The organism is Synechococcus sp. H70.2 (assembly GCF_047462275.1).
In the GTDB taxonomy this organism is placed as follows: domain Bacteria; phylum Cyanobacteriota; class Cyanobacteriia; order Thermostichales; family Thermostichaceae; genus Thermostichus.
The window spans coordinates 70,005-85,694 of record NZ_JANSIU010000008.1; the positions used below are offsets into that span (position 1 = coordinate 70,005).

The 15,690-nt window shown below is 60.8% G+C and carries 16 protein-coding genes; 6 read left to right on the forward strand and 10 right to left on the reverse strand.

Annotated elements, in window-relative coordinates:
- Nucleotides 1–154 precede the first annotated feature (154 nt).
- Complete coding sequence (locus NW822_RS09130; RefSeq protein WP_414404225.1) at nucleotides 155–697, reverse strand: DUF192 domain-containing protein; 543 nt, start codon at nucleotides 695–697, stop codon at nucleotides 155–157.
- A 193-nt stretch (nucleotides 698–890) separates the two neighbouring features.
- On the opposite strand from NW822_RS09130, the gene NW822_RS09135 reads away from it, so the two are divergent.
- Entirely contained in the window at nucleotides 891–2,177 is a 1,287-nt protein-coding gene (locus NW822_RS09135; protein WP_414404226.1) for a serpin family protein, read from the forward strand.
- A 4-nt stretch (nucleotides 2,178–2,181) separates the two neighbouring features.
- Here the strand turns inward: NW822_RS09135 and NW822_RS09140 are convergent, their stop codons facing one another.
- Both NW822_RS09140 and NW822_RS09145 read right to left on the reverse strand, forming a co-directional pair.
- Nucleotides 2,182–3,984 (reverse strand): NFACT family protein, encoded by a 1,803-nt coding sequence (locus tag NW822_RS09140; protein WP_414404227.1) that lies wholly within the window; start codon nucleotides 3,982–3,984, stop codon nucleotides 2,182–2,184.
- 113 nt (nucleotides 3,985–4,097) lie between these two features.
- Nucleotides 4,098–4,679 (reverse strand): DUF3727 domain-containing protein, encoded by a 582-nt coding sequence (locus tag NW822_RS09145; protein ID WP_414404228.1) that lies wholly within the window; start codon nucleotides 4,677–4,679, stop codon nucleotides 4,098–4,100.
- Nucleotides 4,680–5,110: 431 nt separating this feature from the next.
- Between NW822_RS09145 and NW822_RS09150 the strand changes: the two genes are divergently transcribed.
- A complete protein-coding gene (locus NW822_RS09150; RefSeq protein WP_414404256.1) occupies nucleotides 5,111–5,518 on the forward strand; it encodes a hypothetical protein in 408 nt (135 codons plus the stop codon).
- Nucleotides 5,463–5,729 carry a hypothetical protein gene (locus tag NW822_RS09155; protein ID WP_414404229.1) on the forward strand — a complete coding sequence of 89 codons (267 nt, stop codon included), beginning with the start codon at nucleotides 5,463–5,465 and terminating at the stop codon, nucleotides 5,727–5,729. The genes NW822_RS09150 and NW822_RS09155 overlap by 56 nt, the downstream gene beginning before the upstream one ends.
- Here NW822_RS09155 and NW822_RS09160 read toward each other — a convergent pair.
- From NW822_RS09160 to pds, 3 genes are all read right to left on the reverse strand, one after another.
- Complete coding sequence (locus NW822_RS09160) at nucleotides 5,726–6,541, reverse strand: ABC transporter permease (RefSeq protein WP_414404230.1); 816 nt, start codon at nucleotides 6,539–6,541, stop codon at nucleotides 5,726–5,728. The genes NW822_RS09155 and NW822_RS09160 overlap by 4 nt on opposite strands.
- 36 nt (nucleotides 6,542–6,577) lie before the next feature.
- Nucleotides 6,578–7,465, reverse strand: a complete 888-nt coding sequence (locus NW822_RS09165; protein WP_414360784.1) for a phytoene synthase — start codon at nucleotides 7,463–7,465, stop codon at nucleotides 6,578–6,580.
- Between the two features lie 116 nt (nucleotides 7,466–7,581).
- Nucleotides 7,582–8,988 (reverse strand): 15-cis-phytoene desaturase, encoded by a 1,407-nt coding sequence (gene pds, locus NW822_RS09170; protein WP_414404257.1) that lies wholly within the window; start codon nucleotides 8,986–8,988, stop codon nucleotides 7,582–7,584.
- Nucleotides 8,989–9,139: 151 nt separating this feature from the next.
- Between pds and NW822_RS09175 the strand changes: the two genes are divergently transcribed.
- A complete protein-coding gene (locus NW822_RS09175) occupies nucleotides 9,140–10,378 on the forward strand; it encodes a phosphoglycerate kinase (RefSeq protein WP_414360782.1) in 1,239 nt (412 codons plus the stop codon).
- A gap of 105 nt (nucleotides 10,379–10,483) precedes the next feature.
- Here NW822_RS09175 and NW822_RS09180 read toward each other — a convergent pair whose 3' ends face one another.
- The 3 genes from NW822_RS09180 to NW822_RS09190 form a co-directional block, all read right to left on the reverse strand.
- The gene (locus NW822_RS09180) at nucleotides 10,484–10,834 is read right to left on the reverse strand and encodes a DUF1257 domain-containing protein (protein ID WP_414360780.1); all 351 of its coding nucleotides are present in this window, start codon (nucleotides 10,832–10,834) and stop codon (nucleotides 10,484–10,486) included.
- Between the two features lie 116 nt (nucleotides 10,835–10,950).
- Nucleotides 10,951–12,462, reverse strand: coding sequence for an AAA family ATPase (locus NW822_RS09185; protein WP_414404231.1), 1,512 nt, complete (start codon nucleotides 12,460–12,462; stop codon nucleotides 10,951–10,953).
- Between the two features lie 101 nt (nucleotides 12,463–12,563).
- Nucleotides 12,564–12,935, reverse strand: coding sequence for a hypothetical protein (locus NW822_RS09190; RefSeq protein ID WP_414404232.1), 372 nt, complete (start codon nucleotides 12,933–12,935; stop codon nucleotides 12,564–12,566).
- A gap of 172 nt (nucleotides 12,936–13,107) precedes the next feature.
- On the opposite strand from NW822_RS09190, the gene NW822_RS09195 reads away from it, so the two are divergent.
- Nucleotides 13,108–13,314 carry a hypothetical protein gene (locus tag NW822_RS09195; protein WP_414360773.1) on the forward strand — a complete coding sequence of 69 codons (207 nt, stop codon included), beginning with the start codon at nucleotides 13,108–13,110 and terminating at the stop codon, nucleotides 13,312–13,314.
- On the opposite strand, the gene NW822_RS09200 is transcribed toward NW822_RS09195, so the two are convergent.
- Complete coding sequence (locus NW822_RS09200; protein ID WP_414404233.1) at nucleotides 13,311–15,143, reverse strand: ABC transporter ATP-binding protein; 1,833 nt, start codon at nucleotides 15,141–15,143, stop codon at nucleotides 13,311–13,313. The two genes, NW822_RS09195 and NW822_RS09200, sit on opposite strands and share 4 nt — an antisense overlap.
- A gap of 314 nt (nucleotides 15,144–15,457) precedes the next feature.
- On the opposite strand from NW822_RS09200, the gene NW822_RS09205 reads away from it, so the two are divergent.
- A complete protein-coding gene (locus NW822_RS09205) occupies nucleotides 15,458–15,652 on the forward strand; it encodes a hypothetical protein (RefSeq protein ID WP_414404234.1) in 195 nt (64 codons plus the stop codon).
- Nucleotides 15,653–15,690 lie beyond the last annotated feature (38 nt).

Genomic DNA, 15,690 nt, shown 5'->3' on the forward strand with positions numbered 1-15,690 from the left:
TCCCACAGTTGGCGACCCTCAAAAATCATCCCAAAGATCCCTGAGAAAATCATCCTAGACCGCGAGGAAGAGGGCAAACGGCTGCCCTTGGGATCCCAGCTTCTTCTGCAAGCTTGTTTTCCCTCACCCCTGGCCCTTCTCCCAAAGAGAGAAATCAAGGAGTTAGGGGCGGAAGCTGGCGGATCTCCACAACATCTCCCACTTGCAAGCCCAGGGCCGCCGCCGTCCCGCCGCGGAACTCCAGCACGCCATCTACCAACTGGTCAGGGGGTGGCCCATAAACGGGGCAGGGTTGGGCAGGGCAGCCGGGCACATCGGCGGCGATGTAGACGACCCGGCCCCGATAGAGAAAGATAATGTCCAGGTTAAGCGGCGTGTTGAACATCCAGAAGGCAGCTGGCTGGGGCGGGTCGAAGGGAAACCACATGCCGCGATCAAGAGGCAAATCGGTGCGAAACATTAGGCCCAAGCGCTGTTGCTCAGGGGTGCGGGCCACTTCGAGCTCAAAGCGCTTGCCGGCAATGGTTACTTCCGCTTCCACCGGCAGGTACTGGGGCTGTCCTTTGGCCGGGGTCGCACTGGCAACGGCTGCCGTCCCCTGGGCTTCTCCTCCAGCGGCGCATCCCAGCAGTAGAGCCAGGCCCAAGGCGATCCCGCCCGCTGTGACAACCTGGCGCTCTCTTACCCACCAACTCATCCCTTTCTCCTGCTGAGCTGTGCAGGCTTAATCCTACCCTGCTCTCTAGAGTTTGGCCGGGATCCCCTGCGGGCTTTGGCCTGTCGATCTCACCTCAAGCGCAGCCGCAATGGCCGGCCTGGGCAGGGGCCATCCACCCCCAACCCGATACCATAGCTATAGACTCGTTCCCCACCCGGCCAGGAGAGCCCCGATGAAAGACCTTTTGAGCATGTCCTCGGTGAGCCGGATCCCGCTGCTGGCTCTGCTGGGCCTATTGCTTTTGGGTCTTCGGCCCACCCACGGGGAAACCCCGGTGCGGATCCCGTTTGAGCCAACCGTGACCTATGGGGAAGGCTATGGAGAGGAGGCGGTGGCCCAGCAAGCCCAAAGTCGCTTTGCGCTAAAGCTATTCGATTACCTACTCCAGCAGCAACCGCAAGAGAACCTCTTTTTCTCCCCCTTGAGCCTTCGTCTGGCTCTAAGCATGCTGTACAACGGCGCTGCTGGAGAGACCCAAGCGGCGATGGCTAAGGTGCTGGAGGCTCAAGAACTCTCCCTCAATGAGTTGAACTGGACCAATGCCCAGATGGTGCGCTGGCTGGTGGAGCGATCCCAAGCAGAAGGACCGATCCAGCTGCAAATGGCCAACGGCCTTTGGGTCGATACAACCCTCACCTTGCGCCCCTCCTTTTTGCAAGCCCTGGCCACCTATTACCAAGCAGTGGCCAATCGGGTGGAGCTGGGATTCCGCCAGACGGTGCAGGCGATTAACCGTTGGGTAGCCGAGCGCACCCAGGGCCAGATTGACCGCATCGTGGATCGCCTCAGCCGTGAAGACAGGATGGTTTTGCTCAACGCCATCTATTTCAAGGGAGAGTGGACCCAGCCCTTCGATCCGACCCTGACCCAGCCCCAGCCCTTCACCCGCGCCGATGGCCGCCGTGTCCAAGTGCCGCTGATGGCCCAATCCGGTCGCTACGGCTACCGGGAGACCGAGCAGCTCCAGGTGGTGCGCCTGCCCTATGGGGAAGGGGAACTGGCCATGCTGCTCCTGCTGCCCAAACCAGGGGTGAGCTTAGCAGCCCTGCGGGAGAAGCTTAGCCTAGAAACTTGGCAAGAATGGACGGGATCCCTGCCTAGCCGCCCCGGCTCGGTGCGGATCCCCAAGTTTAAGCTGGCCTACGAAATGGATCTGGGGCCAGCTTTGCAGCAGTTGGGCATGGGGATTGCCTTTTCCCGGCGGGCCGATTTTAGCCAACTGACCCCAGAGCCAACGCAGGTCAGCAGAGTCCTGCACAAGGCGGCCATCGAAGTTAACGAAGAGGGATCCGAGGCGGCTGCTGCCACCGGGGTAATCGTCTCCCGCACCGCCCTCGACCGGCAAGAGCCCTTCCAATTTGTAGCGGATCGCCCCTTCTGGTTGGCCATTGTGGCCTCCGGAGCCAACCGGGAGGCGCAAACTGTGCTGTTTATGGGATCTGTAGTCAACCCAGAGTAGAGGGCTATAACCCTGCTGGGACATCCGACTTGGGCGCTCCGTCCTTTTCCACGAGCAACTGAGCGCGGCTGGGGCGGCCCCACAGCACCCGCTCCTGTCTGTAGACCACCATGCCAGGGGGGGATCCCTTGGGCTTAAAGACGCACTTAGGGCGGGTATATACCACCGGCACCTGGTCGCTAAGGCGACCGCGGCTAAAATACGCCGCCAAGTCGGCAGCCGCTTGCAGATCTTCGCTTTCGGCCACAGCCCCGGGAGGCAGGCGCAGGAGCACATGGCTACCCGGGATCTCCTGGGCGTGAAACCACCAATCCTGGTCTTGGGCAAAGCGAAAGGTCAGCCGCTCATTTTGCCAGTTGTTGCGCCCCACCCAGATAGGGAAACCACTGGGGCTAGTGAAGCAATAGGGGTTGAAGCTGGCTGCAGGGGAACGTCTAGCTCCCTCCGCCTTGCTAGGACTCTCGAGGTAACCTTGCTGAATAAGCTCCGCCTCAATTTCTGCAAGGATGACCAAGTCCTGGGGATCCCGGTAGGCCTCCAGCTGCTGCAGGGCTGCCTCCACTTGCTCTAGGTAGCGGATCTCTTGCTCTGTGGCTGCTAGCAAAGGTTGTACTGCCTCCTGGGCTCGCTTTTGTTTGCGGTGCTTGCGGTAGTAGGCCTGGGCGTTGAGAACAGCGTTTTTCTCCGGATCCAGCGGGATCTTGACCATCTGGCCGCTAAAAAAGTCTGGCAGCTCTATCGAGCTCAGCCCTGGCCGCCAGAGGTGGAGATGGGCCATGAGGAGATCGGCAGCCTGCTTGGAGGCTTCTGCTTGGGCTGAGTCGGCCAACATCTTCTCGAAGTGGTCGCGCCGCTGGCGGAGTTTTTTGAGCAGGGTGGCTAGCTTTTGCCCCAGCCGCTGTCGCTCCCGCTCAAAGCGTTCGCGGTTAAGCTGGGCTTGGTAGTAGGCTTCCAGGAGCTGGTGCAAGTTGGGCTGAGAGGGATCCCCGCTAGAGCCCCTCCAGCCGAGAACAGTGTACCCCTGGGAGGTGAGTGCCGGCTCAAACCGAGCTGTTTCCAGACGGGCCAGCCAGTCCTGCCACCAAAAAAACAGCGCCTGCCACTCCTGGGGCGAGAGTTGGTTGCTGGGGGTTTGGGGGGGGATCCCAGCTTGGAGGCACATTGCCTCTGCCAAGTGCCGGCTGAGGCCGCGGTAGCAGCGCAGGAGCCGCTGAGCAATAGGGCCAGGGACTAGAGCCAGGCGCTCTTGCCACTGGGAGAAGGGCTCGCTTCGCTGCGGGATTGGGTCGGTCAGGGCAGGGGGGGCTTCGTAAGCAAGTCCCGGCTGCACGGGGCGTACCCGCGATTGCCGCTCGCTTACCCCGTGGCCACAGGCTAGGATCAGGCCTGCCTCGTCCACCAAGATGGCATTGCTGTACTTCCCCATCACTTCCAGATAAAGGTGGCGCTGCGGCGGATCCCCGGGGCGAGGGCCAAAGCGAAAGTCAATCACCCGCTCCCACTCGTCCAGCAGCGCCAGCTCCGTCAGGGCCAAGCCCCGCAGGTGCCGCTGCAGGTGTTGGCTAAATGGAAAGTCCTCTGGCTCCTTGGGAGGAGCCTGACAGAGGTGAACTCGGGCCGCCTGCGGATGCCAAGACAACAGCAAGCAAGGGCGGGCCCTAAGAGTGCGCAAGCCGATCACCACTGTCCACAGATCGGTTTGCTGGATCCACTCCACCCGCGCCGGTAGCAGGGAATCCCGACCGGGCTCAGCGCGTTTTAAATCCGCCAGCACAGCACGGAGGGTGGTTAGATCAACTGGTTGCATCCCTGCTGCTCCTTAGGGAGTGGGCAACGCCCGGGACCTAAACGAGGGCCTCCTTCGCCCTAGCTGGCCCTGGCGGCAAGGTCAACCAATAGGCTTTCTGGCCCAGGGAAACCCTAGTCCTCCTCTTCCCCTGCCTCGTCCAGATCGAGCAGCACAGCATTGAGTTGGTCAAACAGGGCTGGCGAGTCCTCTGGGTTCAGGAGGTAGGGATCCCCCCCATCGGGCAGGGCGACATAGATCAACGGCGGATCAAGGGGTGTAAAAATGCCGTACTTTTTGTCCTGGTGGAAGAAAGTAGCCAACAGTTGGAACTCCTGGGCATCTTCCTCACTTTCGCCCAGCTCAAACACATCCTCCTCCTCCACAGGGGGCAACTCTCCCTGCACCGTCAGGATGTCGAAGCCGTTTTGCTGCAGGGTCAAGTTCAACTCTCCCAAAACGGCCTGGAGGGTGGGGATGGCGGCCCGGAGCTCCTCTGGATCTGGCTCGTCGAGGATCCCTTCCATATCTGCATCCCCATTCACCGCCTGCCCGGCCTCCTCCTCTTCCTCCCACACCAGCACCTTGATGACGGCATCAACAGGGGTGGCCAAGGCATAAACCTGATCCTCAATGACCACCTGCCTCAGAATTTCGCAGGTGAGGGGCTGGTTCTGCTCGTCGCGGAGCACCAGGGTTTCGCAGGATTTAGTCATGGAAAACAGCCCAGATTAACCTTCTCCCCGCCCTCCTCTTCCACCAGAGCAAACTGCGTAGCGGTAGGGCGAGCCTTCTTGCTTTTGATTCTACGACAGCACTTACCCTATCCGGCTGCCCTTTGACGACAGCGGTGCGTAGGACTCTGCCCTGCTAATGCGGACGCCGGTTGAGGTGGGATCCTGGTACTGGTTATTGCAACCCGCAACTTACAAGAGTTCCCCCAGCTACAGAGTTGGTTGCCAACGCTTTACGTTCCCCCAGCTCCCCTCAAGGGCTACTTCCAAAAGGACGAGAGGCGGCTTGTCCCTGGGCATGAAGGCGGGGGTTGAGGTGGTCTTTCTTGGGTTAGAAACCAGCCTCGCTACGCCCTCAAGCGCTTACGGAGCTGGCCGCCGAGTCCATTGGCCAGGGATCCCATCGGGCCCTGCTGTTTTACAAGACGGCAGAAGGGGGAGCCGGCGTCCTCCAGCGACTGGTGGAGGAGCCAGAGGCCATGGCGGAGGTGGCGCGAGCAGCCCTAGAGATCTGCCACTTCCAGCTCTTAGAAGCCGGGATCCAAGACCTGCGGCCCAAGTGCGGCGCCGCCTGCTACGAGGGCCTACTCAGCTACGCCAACCAAAGGGAGGTGCTGCAGCTGGACCGCCACCAGATCCGGAATCTCCTGGGCAAGCTGGCCCACAGCCGCACCGAGCTGCGTCGCCTGGGCCGCTCCCGTCAAGAGCAGCTGGAGTGGCTGCGCCAGCTCATCGATCCTCGCTCGCACCTGGAGCGCCGTGGAGTTGCTGGCCGAAGAAGGCTACCGCCTTCCCAACGACGCCCAGAAGGCCATCCCTGATCCCCGCGGCGTGGTTGACTTCTTCTACGAGCCCAACGTCTCTGTTTTCTGGAATGGCGCAGTGCATGACAAGCCCGACCAGGCTGCCCAGGATCGCCAACTGCGCTCCCAGCTTTTGGGACAGGGCCACCGGGTAATTGCCCTGCGCTACGACCAAGACCTGCAGGAGCAACTGGCCCGCTACCCAGAGGTGCTTGGCAAGGGCAACTAATCCTGCTGGTGGGAAAACAGGTAGGCGCCCACCAGGGCCAGGATAGCTGCCAGGCTCGCTAGCACCCCCACCGTATACCAAGGGAACTCCGCAAGGGGCTGGTAGGCGGCTGCCCGCATGCCGATGCTGGCGTAGGAAAGGGGCAGGCAGTAGACCAGCACCTGCAGGTAGCCCGGCAACTGGCTGGGATCGAAAAAGGTGGCCCCCAGAAAGGACATGGGCGTAATCAAAAAGTTGGTGAGCACGCCCACACTCTCCAAGCTGGGCACCTTTAAGCCGGCAATTACCCCGATCCCGGCAAAGACGGCGCAATCCAAAAGCAACACCAACAGCGCCAGGGGATGAAGGAGGCCCCAGGCCCCCGTGCCCAGCACCCCCACCGCCAACACTCCCAGGGCCGTGAGCAGGCCGCGGGCAATGCCTGCCAACACCTTGCCCAAATGCAGCGCCAGCGGATGCACCGGCAAGAGCAGCAGCTCCTCAAAGCTCTTGGTAAACAGCCGCGATCCACAAATGGAGAAAGTAGTGCCGGCAAAGCTAATCGTCATGGCCGAAAGAGCCACCATCCCCGGCAAAATAAAGCGTAAATAGGAACCTGCCGCCGTCGATCCAGCCACGTCAGCCAGGGCCTCGGCCTCCAGGGATCCGCCCAGCCCCACCCCAAAAGCAACGATGTAGATGAGGGGGGCCACTAGCCCTGAGGCCACCACCTGCCAGACCCGCCCGCGCAGATCCAGCCAGTCGCGCCAGAAGATGGTTAAACTGTCTTCCCAGATTTGCCAATAGGGTAAAGCCAGGGCACGGCTTAGCATAGGTTTTCTTCTTCCAGGTTTGGGGTTGCCCACTTGTCAATAGCCGTAGTAGTTGGAGCGCCGCGACCGCCACCAGGCCACCGGCAGGGCCAAGGCTTTCCTTAGGGTGGACACGTAGGCCCGAGTGCGAAACACCTGGTAGTGGTTGCGCTCAATGGCGTTGAGGATCTGCCGGTAGAGCATCAAAGAAGCGGCCACCGGCCAGCGGGAGTCCGGCTGCAGGGTAGGGATCCCCCGTTCCGCTTGGGCATAGAGCTCTCGAGCTCGCTGGATCTCGTAGTCCATCAGGGCTATCCAGCGCTCGTCGATGACGTAGTTAAACAAATCCCGCTCTGAGTAGTTGAAGCGGCGCAAGTCCTCCAGAGGCAAATAGATCCGCCCACGACGGGCATCTTCCCCCACATCGCGCAAGATATTGGTCAGTTGCATGGCAATCCCCAGGGCCACCGCCTCCTCGCGGCCATCCCGACCCGGCACAAACCCCATGATCTCCGAGCACATCAGACCTACCACCCCGGCCACGCGGTAGCAGTAGACCCGCAGGTCTTCCCAGGTGGCGTAGCGCCGGGTGTCCAGATCCATGCTCTGCCCCCGCAGCATCTCGCGGAAGGGCTCAATGGAAAGGCGGTAGGTGCGGATGGTGTGGATGAGAGCCAGGTCAGTGGGGACCTGGGGCTCCCCCCCCTGGAACAAGGACTCCAGATGGGATCCCCACTGCTCCAGCTTGCTGCGGGTAACCTCCACCGCCGTCTGGCTGGCCTCCAGCCCATCCAACAGCTCGTCAGTCTGCCGCAGCCAGGCGTAAATGGCCCAGATGGCCCGCCGCTTGGGGCGGGGCAAGAGCAGGGATCCCAAATAAAACGTCTTGGCGTGCTTGGCCGTGATCTGGCGGCAGAGGGCAAAGGATTGCTCCAGCGGACTCATCGGGCTCATCTCCAAGGGCGCAGGGCCAGATGGGGACAGCGAGGGCACATCATCAACACTACGGGAAAGCGGCTAGGGGGAATAGCCCAGGCAGTCAAGTTGTCAGAACTGAGGCCTCAGACCCCTGCTGCAACCAAAGGGGCAGCCGCATGGGAGGGGATCCCTTTGCTGATGGCCTCAGCCGCCCACTTGCCAGAGAGGATGGCCCCCTCCATGCTGCCCAGGAAGGGTTGCAGGGTGTAGCTGCCCGCCAAGAAAAAGTTGGGGATGGGAGTGACCTGAGTGGGACGGTATTGCTGCCGGCCGGGCGTAGCCTTGTAAACCGAGCGCGGTGTTTTCACCACCACCCATTTGCGCACCCGCGCCGGGTTGGGGCCGGCAAGGTGCTGAGGAAAGAGTTTTTGGAGCTCCTCCAGCGTGGCCGCGAAGATCTCTTCATCGCTGCGCTCGATCCACTCGGCAGCCGGGGCCAGCACCAGCTCCAGCATCGAGCGCTCTGGATCCGCATAGCCGCGGCAGGTGTTGCTCATGTCGGCATACACGCTCAAGAGCGGCGAGCGGGAAAACAGGGAGTGGTCAATGTGAGTAATCTTGCGGTCAAACCAAATCTGCAGGCTAATCACCGGCACCCCTTCCAGCTCGCGCAGCTTTTGGAAAAAGGGGATCCCCCACCACTGGGCCGGCAGCAGCTCCTTGAGCGCATCCACCGAGAGGGCCGACACATAAGCATCAGCAGTAATCTGAAGCGGCCCGGAAGGGGTGAGAAAGCGAAAGCCGGCTACACTGCCGTCGGGGTTGAGGTCGATGGCCTGCAGTGCCGCGTTCAAATACACCTGGCCGCCGCGGGCCACAATGTAGTCCACCAGGGGCTGGCAAAGCCGCTCCGGCGGGGCGCCATCCAGGTAGGCAATCCTAGAGCCATCTTTCTGGCGCAAAAAGCGGTTTAAGGCCGTCAGGGGCACCATGGCTGAGATTTCGTCCGGGTTGATGAACGCCAACGCCTTGGAGACGGCAATGAAAATATCGGTGTTGACCCGCTCGTCAATCCCTTGCCGCCGCAGCCATTCCAGGAGGGTGTAGCGATCCATTTGCTCCACGTAGCGCTGGCCGCGCACCATGGCCGGCACTAGGCCCAGGGCAAACTTCACCTTTTCGCTCCAGGTGAGCATGTCATTGTTGCGCAGGATGGCCACGATGGCGTTGAAGGGAGCAGGAAGGTCCGGCAGGTCAAAGCGGGAGTAGGTGCCCGGCTTGTCCGGCTGGTTGAAGATTAAGCTGTGTTCCTTCCACTGCAAGCGGTCGGAAATGCCCAGCTCGCGGAACAGTTGCAAGGTGTTGGGGTAGGCGCCGAAAAAGTTGTGCAGCCCCGTCTCGATCCAGTCGCCGTCGGCATCCTTCCAGGCGGCCACTAGCCCCCCCAGCACCTCCCGCCGCTCAAACACCAGCGGCTGATGCCCGGCATCGCACAGATACTTGGCACAGGCCAACCCCGCCAGCCCGCCTCCAGCAATGGCAACACGCATGATGATGCTGATCAAGCAACATTTCCATTCTATTTGCAAACCGTTACAATTGCTGGCGGTCCCAGGAGAGGCCGCAGAGCCCTGGTTTACCGCCGGGATCCGATCCCTGGTAGGATACGGAAGCAAAAGTAATCCAGGGGGAGGGAGGACGATGGCCAAACAAACACTGGGATCCCTACTGTCATCCGGCTTTGATCTGACCGGCAAGCGTGTGCTGGTGCGAGTTGATTTCAACGTCCCCCTGGATCCGCAGGGCAACATTACCGACGACACCCGCATCCGCGCCTCGCTGCCCACCATCAAAGCCCTCACCCAAGCGGGCGCCAAGGTCATCCTCACCAGCCACCTGGGCCGCCCCATCAAGAAAGACAAAGAGACAGGCACCGTCCAGATCATCCGCGAGGGCAATAGCCTGGCCCCTGTGGCCGTCCGCCTATCTCAACTCCTGGGCCAGCCGGTGGCCTTTGCCCCCGACTGCATTGGCCCTGAGGCGGAAGCAATAGTGAACCGCCTGGAAAATGGCCAGGTGGCCCTCTTGGAAAATGTTCGCTTTTACCCAGAAGAGGAAGCCAACGATCCAGAGTTTGCTCGCAAGCTGGCCTCCCTGGCTGATCTATTCGTCAACGACGCCTTTGGCAGTGCTCACCGCGCCCACGCCTCTACGGCTGGCGTTGCCGCCTATCTCCAGCCTGCTGTGGCTGGTTATCTAGTGGAAAAGGAGCTGCAGTTTCTTTCGGGGGCCATCGAGAACCCCCAGCGGCCTTTGGCGGCTATCATCGGCGGCTCCAAAGTCTCTACCAAGATTGGCGTCATTGAGCGGCTGCTGGAAAAAGTGGACAAGCTCCTGCTGGGTGGCGGCATGATTTTCACCTTCTACCAAGCCCAAGGGATCCCAACCGGCAAGTCTTTGGTGGAAACCGACAAGCTGGAGCTGGCCCGCTCCCTAATGGAGAAGGCCAAAGCCCGGGGTGTAGAGCTACTGCTACCCGTGGATGTGGTGGTGGCCGATAAGTTTGACAAAGACGCCAACGCCCAGACGGTTTCCATCCACGCCATCCCCGACGACTGGATGGGCTTGGACATTGGCCCCGAATCGGTCAAAGCTTTCCAGGCTGCCCTGCAGGGGTGCAAAACCGTGGTCTGGAACGGGCCGATGGGTGTGTTTGAGTTCGACCGCTTTGCCGCCGGTACAGAAGCCATTGCCCGCACCCTGGCCGACCTTACCCAGGCGGGGGCCATCACCATCATTGGCGGCGGCGACTCAGTGGCGGCTGTGGAAAAAGTCGGCCTAGCGGACAAGATGACCCACATTTCCACCGGTGGCGGCGCCAGCCTGGAGCTGCTGGAAGGCAAAGAGCTGCCCGGGATTGCCGCCCTCAGTGATGCCTAAGATCCTGGACAGTTCTAGAAAGCCAACAAAAAGGGGGCTACAGCTAGCCCCCTTGGCAATTCCTTGCTGTAGCTCCCCTTATAGCCCAGTAGGGCAGCGCCTAGCCTAGTGCACCACCACTTTAACGTTGGCGTTGTTCAAGCCAGGACGCTTCACCTCGGCCAAAGTCTTGTTGATGGCGTACTTCTGGTTGATGGAGTTGATCAACTCCGTTTGGTTGTACTTCTTGGCTACGCCCCACAGATCGGCAATCAGGTCGTAGGAACCATCAGGGTTCTTGGACCAGCCCAGATCGTAGTCGCCCTCCAACTGAGCTACGATGTCGGCGCGAACCCGCTGGCCATTGTAGCCACGTACCTCCGCGTTCAGCTTAACGGTGTAGCCAAGATCGCGCAGGGAGTTAATTAGGATTTGACCGTCGGTGATTTTGGTGCGCAGAGTGCTAAAATGAGACATGGTGTTTCTCCTCCTTTGTGTAGGGGTTGGAACATCAACAGAAACAATGGGCAACTTCTAGCAGTGAGTTAAGGCCATCTCTACCTCTGCAGCGGCATTTTGGCCTTAACCGTTCGCTAGAACTCCAGTCGCTGGTACTCGGCCACAGCAGCTGCTGCTGGCCGAGCCCGCTGCTGGGCCCATTCCCTCAACGCTACCACTTGCTCCGTCATGGTGCGGGATAGCGGTTGAGTTGCTTTCGTTGCTGCCAAAATGTCCAACTGGGTAAACTCACGGTTCTGGGCAAACGCTTCGTACATGGCAGCAATCAAAACTTGCTCAATCTCCGCGCCGGAGAAGCCCTCGCAGGCAGCGGCCAACTGCCGCAGGTCAAAGCGACTGATGTCGCGCCGCCGCTTCTGCAGGTGGATCCGAAAGATCTCCATGCGCTCGTTGATGTTGGGTAGATCCACGAAGAAGATCTCGTCAAAGCGGCCCTTGCGTAGAAACTCCCCCGGGAGGCGATCCACGCGGTTGGCGGTGGCGATGACGAAGACTGGCGAGCGCTTCTCCTGCATCCAGGTAAGGAAGGAACCGAAGATGCGGCTGGAGGTACCTCCATCGGAGTCACTGGAGCCCGCGGCGCCGGCAAAGGCTTTATCCAGCTCGTCGATGAAGAGGATGGCTGGCGCCAGCGACTCAGCGGTGCGCAGAGCGCTGCGCAGGTTGGCCTCTGATTTCCCCACCATAGAGCCATCGTAGACACGGCCCATGTCCAGGCGCAGCAGGGGCAAGCCCCAGAGACGAGCAGTAGTCTTGGCAATTAAGGACTTGCCGCAGCCCGGCACCCCTAGGATCAGCAGGCCCTTGGGAGCAGGCAGCCCATAGGCTCGGGCTCGCTCAGTAAAGGCCTCGGAACGCTGCAGCAACCAGCGCTTTAACTCTTCCAGACCGCCAACAGCGTCGATGGACTCGTCTTCTTCGATGAACTCGAGGATGCCATTGCGGCGGATCAGTTGCTTTTTCTCGGAAAGGATGATGTCCACCTCCGCCTCGCTAAGGCGGCCATGCATCACCACGGCCTTGCGGTAAACTTTTTCTGCCTCCTCCTGCGTCAGCCCCAGGGCCGCCTTAACCAACTTTTCCCGCGTTTCAGGGCTCACGGATCCCCCCCGCGGAAGCTGCTCCAACTGCCGGTTGAGGATGCGCTCCAACGTGGCCATGTCGGGCAGCGGGAAGTCCACCACGCAGACATCCTTTTCCAGCTCAACCGGAATCACCTGGACTGGCGACATGAGGAGGAGGGTTTTGTAGGATCCCTTGAGGCTGGCCACCGCATCCCGTAGCCAGCGCTTGACCTCAGGGTTGTCGAGAAAGTCGTGCAGATCCTTGAAGACGAAGATGGCAGGATCCTTTTGCTCCATTGCCCACTGAATAGCGGGCTGGGGAGACTGGGTGTTGTGCTGGGTTAGGCTGCGGGGGTTGCCGTATTCAACAATGCCATGAGTAACCGTCCAGATAAACAAGCGGCGCTGCGGCCTAAGAGTACGGGCAATTGCCGCCAGGGTTGCCTCCGCCCGCTCCTCCTCTGAGGTAACCAGGTAAAGCAGTGGGTATTGAGCTTGGATAAGGATGCTGAGCTCTTGCATGGAAAACACCAACTGCGCGGAGGGAAAGAAGCTGAGGTAAAAGCAAGACTAAGAAAGTCTATGCCCTAACTCGGGGCGGAGGAGGCACCCTAAGAAGCGCCTCAGCAGGGCACCAACGCATCCTGGCACCGCTCCCCTGAACTCGTGGCCGCTCCCCAGTATTCCGGCTCCACCTCTCCAAGGATGGCTGTAGTGGCAGACTGGTGGTGGAGAGAGACCACCTCCCCGTTGCGAATGACAAACGGGTGGCTGCACTCAGGGCAGCGGTGAACCCGGTAGGTACTGCCCTGTACTCCCTCAATTACCTCTGGGTGAAGCAGGTAGAAGCTGAGGGCTTTCTCTGCCACCGCTGACATTGGCTCCCGCTCTACGGCAGCCCGAATCTTTAGACTGCGGTGGAGTTCAGGCGAAAGATACAGCGTAACTTTTTGCTTGGCTTCTGGGCCTTCTACAACCTCTGGCCGCTGACTCATGGCTTACTGTTTTCTCGTTGTGTGCCAGGCTTGGGAGCTATCATAGCCAGCCTGACGCCTTGACGGCAAATTTTTAATAATCTGTAACGATCTTCCTGGGGGCCTCTCTAGCTTGTGGAGATCCCCTGCTGGCAGAGTAGGCTAAGGAGGAGATGCAGAAGGTTCATCCCCTATGGAACGCCTCATCACCACCTTCAGCAAAGGCTTCTCCAGCTGGGGCCGTCGTTTCCTGGTACAAGCTGGCGACGCTTTGGCCAGCCTGAAAGACGCGGCCCTCGACAGTGGCAGCCTGTTCCTCTGCAGGGCTCGCATTGCTTTGGCGGAGGCCCGCTTCACCACCCTCAAGGCAATTCGCTCTCGGTCTGGCTCGACTCGCTAGCTGCCCAGATCCTGGAGCCGATAGAGCTTGGCGTAGAGACCGTTGCGGGCCATGAGCTCGGCGTGGGATCCCTCTTCTTTCAGCTCCCCCCGCTGCAGCACCAGGATGCGATCCACATTGCGGATGGTGGAGAGACGGTGGGCGATGATGAGGGCGGTGCGATCCCGCAGGAGGGTTTGCAGGGCGGACTGGATTAGGGCCTCGGTGCCCACATCCAGGCTGGCGGTGGCCTCATCCAAGACCAAGATTTTCGGATCCCGCCACAGGGCCCGCACAAAGCTAATGAGCTGTTTTTGGCCGCTGGAGAGGTTGCTGCCCCGCTCTCGCACGGGGGTGGCGTAACCCTGGGGCAGCTCGCGGATGAGCTCGTGCAGGTGGAGTTGGCGGGCCACCCGCTCTACTGCCGCCAGATCCCCTGCCTCTCCCAGGGTGATGTTTTGTTGGATATCTCCAGAGAACAAGAATCCATCCTGCAGGATCACGCCCAGGTGGCGGTGCAGCTCGGCCTGGGGCAGATCGCGAATGTCCACGCCGTCGATGCGGATGCAGCCGCGAGTTACCTCGTAAAGGCGGCAAAGTAGGCGGATGATGGAGCTTTTACCGGCGCCGGTGGGCCCCACCAGGGCGACCTTTTCGCCGGGGCGGATGGTGAAGCTGAGGTCTTTGAGCACCCACTCGCCGGGGTTGTAGGCAAACCAGACCTGCTCGAACTGCACCTCCCCTTTGGCCGTTGGGGGCAGGTGGCGCGGCTGAGCAGGATCCCGAATGGCCACGGGGAGGCTGAGGATGTTGTCGATGCGTTCCACGGCAGTGAACCCCGCCTGCAGGGCGGTGAACTTTTCCGCCAACTGGCGCAGGGGGTTGAAAAAGCGCTGGGAAAAGAGAATGAAGGCGTAGAGGCTGCCGAAGGTGAGGGGTTCTCGGGGTAAAGGCAGGGATCCCCCTCCGGCTGCCAGCACCTGCTGTCCGCCCACCCACAGGAGAGCGGCCACCGCTAGCCACGCAACCCACTCCAAAACGGCAGAAAGGGCAGCGTCGTAGAAGATGGTCTGATCCACCTCTTGGATATAGCGCCGATTGGTGGCTTGAAAAATCTCGCTGTTGAGCCGCTCCCGGCGAAATAGTTGCACTACGGCAATGCCCAAGACGTTTTCTTGGATCCAAGCGTTGAGCTTGGAGAGCTCTTCCCGGGCGCGAGAGTTGGCGTCTCGGAAGCGACGCTGCAGCTCGAGGACAAGGGCGCTAATCGGCAGGACGATGAGGATCAGCAGTAGGCCCAGATCCCAGCGCTGGCTAAGCATCACCGCTGCAACGACTATCAGGGTAAACAGGTCGCTGACGATGCCAACCGCACCGGTGGAAAACACGTCCCCCAACGCTTCCACGTCACTGGTGAGGCGGGTAATGAGCTTGCCCACGGGGGTGCGATCGAAAAATTGCGCTGGCAGGGCCAGCACGTGGGCAAAGAGATCGTTGCGGAGGTCGCGGGTCATCAACTGCCCCAGCTTTTGGCTGCTGTAGCCCTCCAGGGCCTGGAAAACCCAGCGGGCTAGCAGGGTGAGAACCAACAGACCCAAGTGGGGCCAGAGGCCGGCAAGGGGCCTGCTATCACCTTGGGCAAAGGCTTGGGCGATGGGGCCATCTAAGGCCCGCTGCAAGATTAAAGGCTGCACCGCATCCGCCAAGGCCAGGGGCGGCAAAAAGGCCAAGGCGGCCAGCAACAGCTTTAGGTGCCGCCGGGCATAGGGCCAGAGCAGCCGCAGCAACCGCCAATCGCTGCGGGGATCCCTGTGGGAAGCAGCAGCAGGAGGAAAGGGGGCAAGGCTCACTGACTCACACCCAAAAACGATGAAGGCAACAGATCTACTCTAAGCTCCCTCCCTGAGGAGGCTTAGCCCTCCCCCCTGTTCCCTCTCCCTCTGGGAGAGGGGGGTTGGGATTGCTATCCTGGAGGCTTGACGTTCAGGCCAAAGCCGTGCCCCACGAGGCCGCTGGGTCTCAGAAGCGCGGGATCCCGGTGGAAGCCTCAACCTCTCTTTGTGCAGAAGCTTAGCCGCTGGCCGCTGCGCCTTGCCGTGGCTTTGCATGTCCTCTCAGCCCTGGCCTTCTATGGCCTAGCAGTTGGGCAGGCTACCCCAGCACTGTGGCCGCTTTGCTGTTGACGGGGCTGCGCCTGGCCATCGGCGGCTACGAGTACTTGGCCGAATGTGGGGCCCAGCTGCCGGTACCCCGCGAAGATGCTCTTGAGCTGGCTGAGCAGGCAGCAGGCCCCATTCTTGGCTGCACCAAGAGAAAGAAACCCAGCGCTGCCTGCCCCAAGAACTGGCCGTCCTCATAGCCCAACTGGGACAGTTCACGCCAGCAGCAAGTCCAACA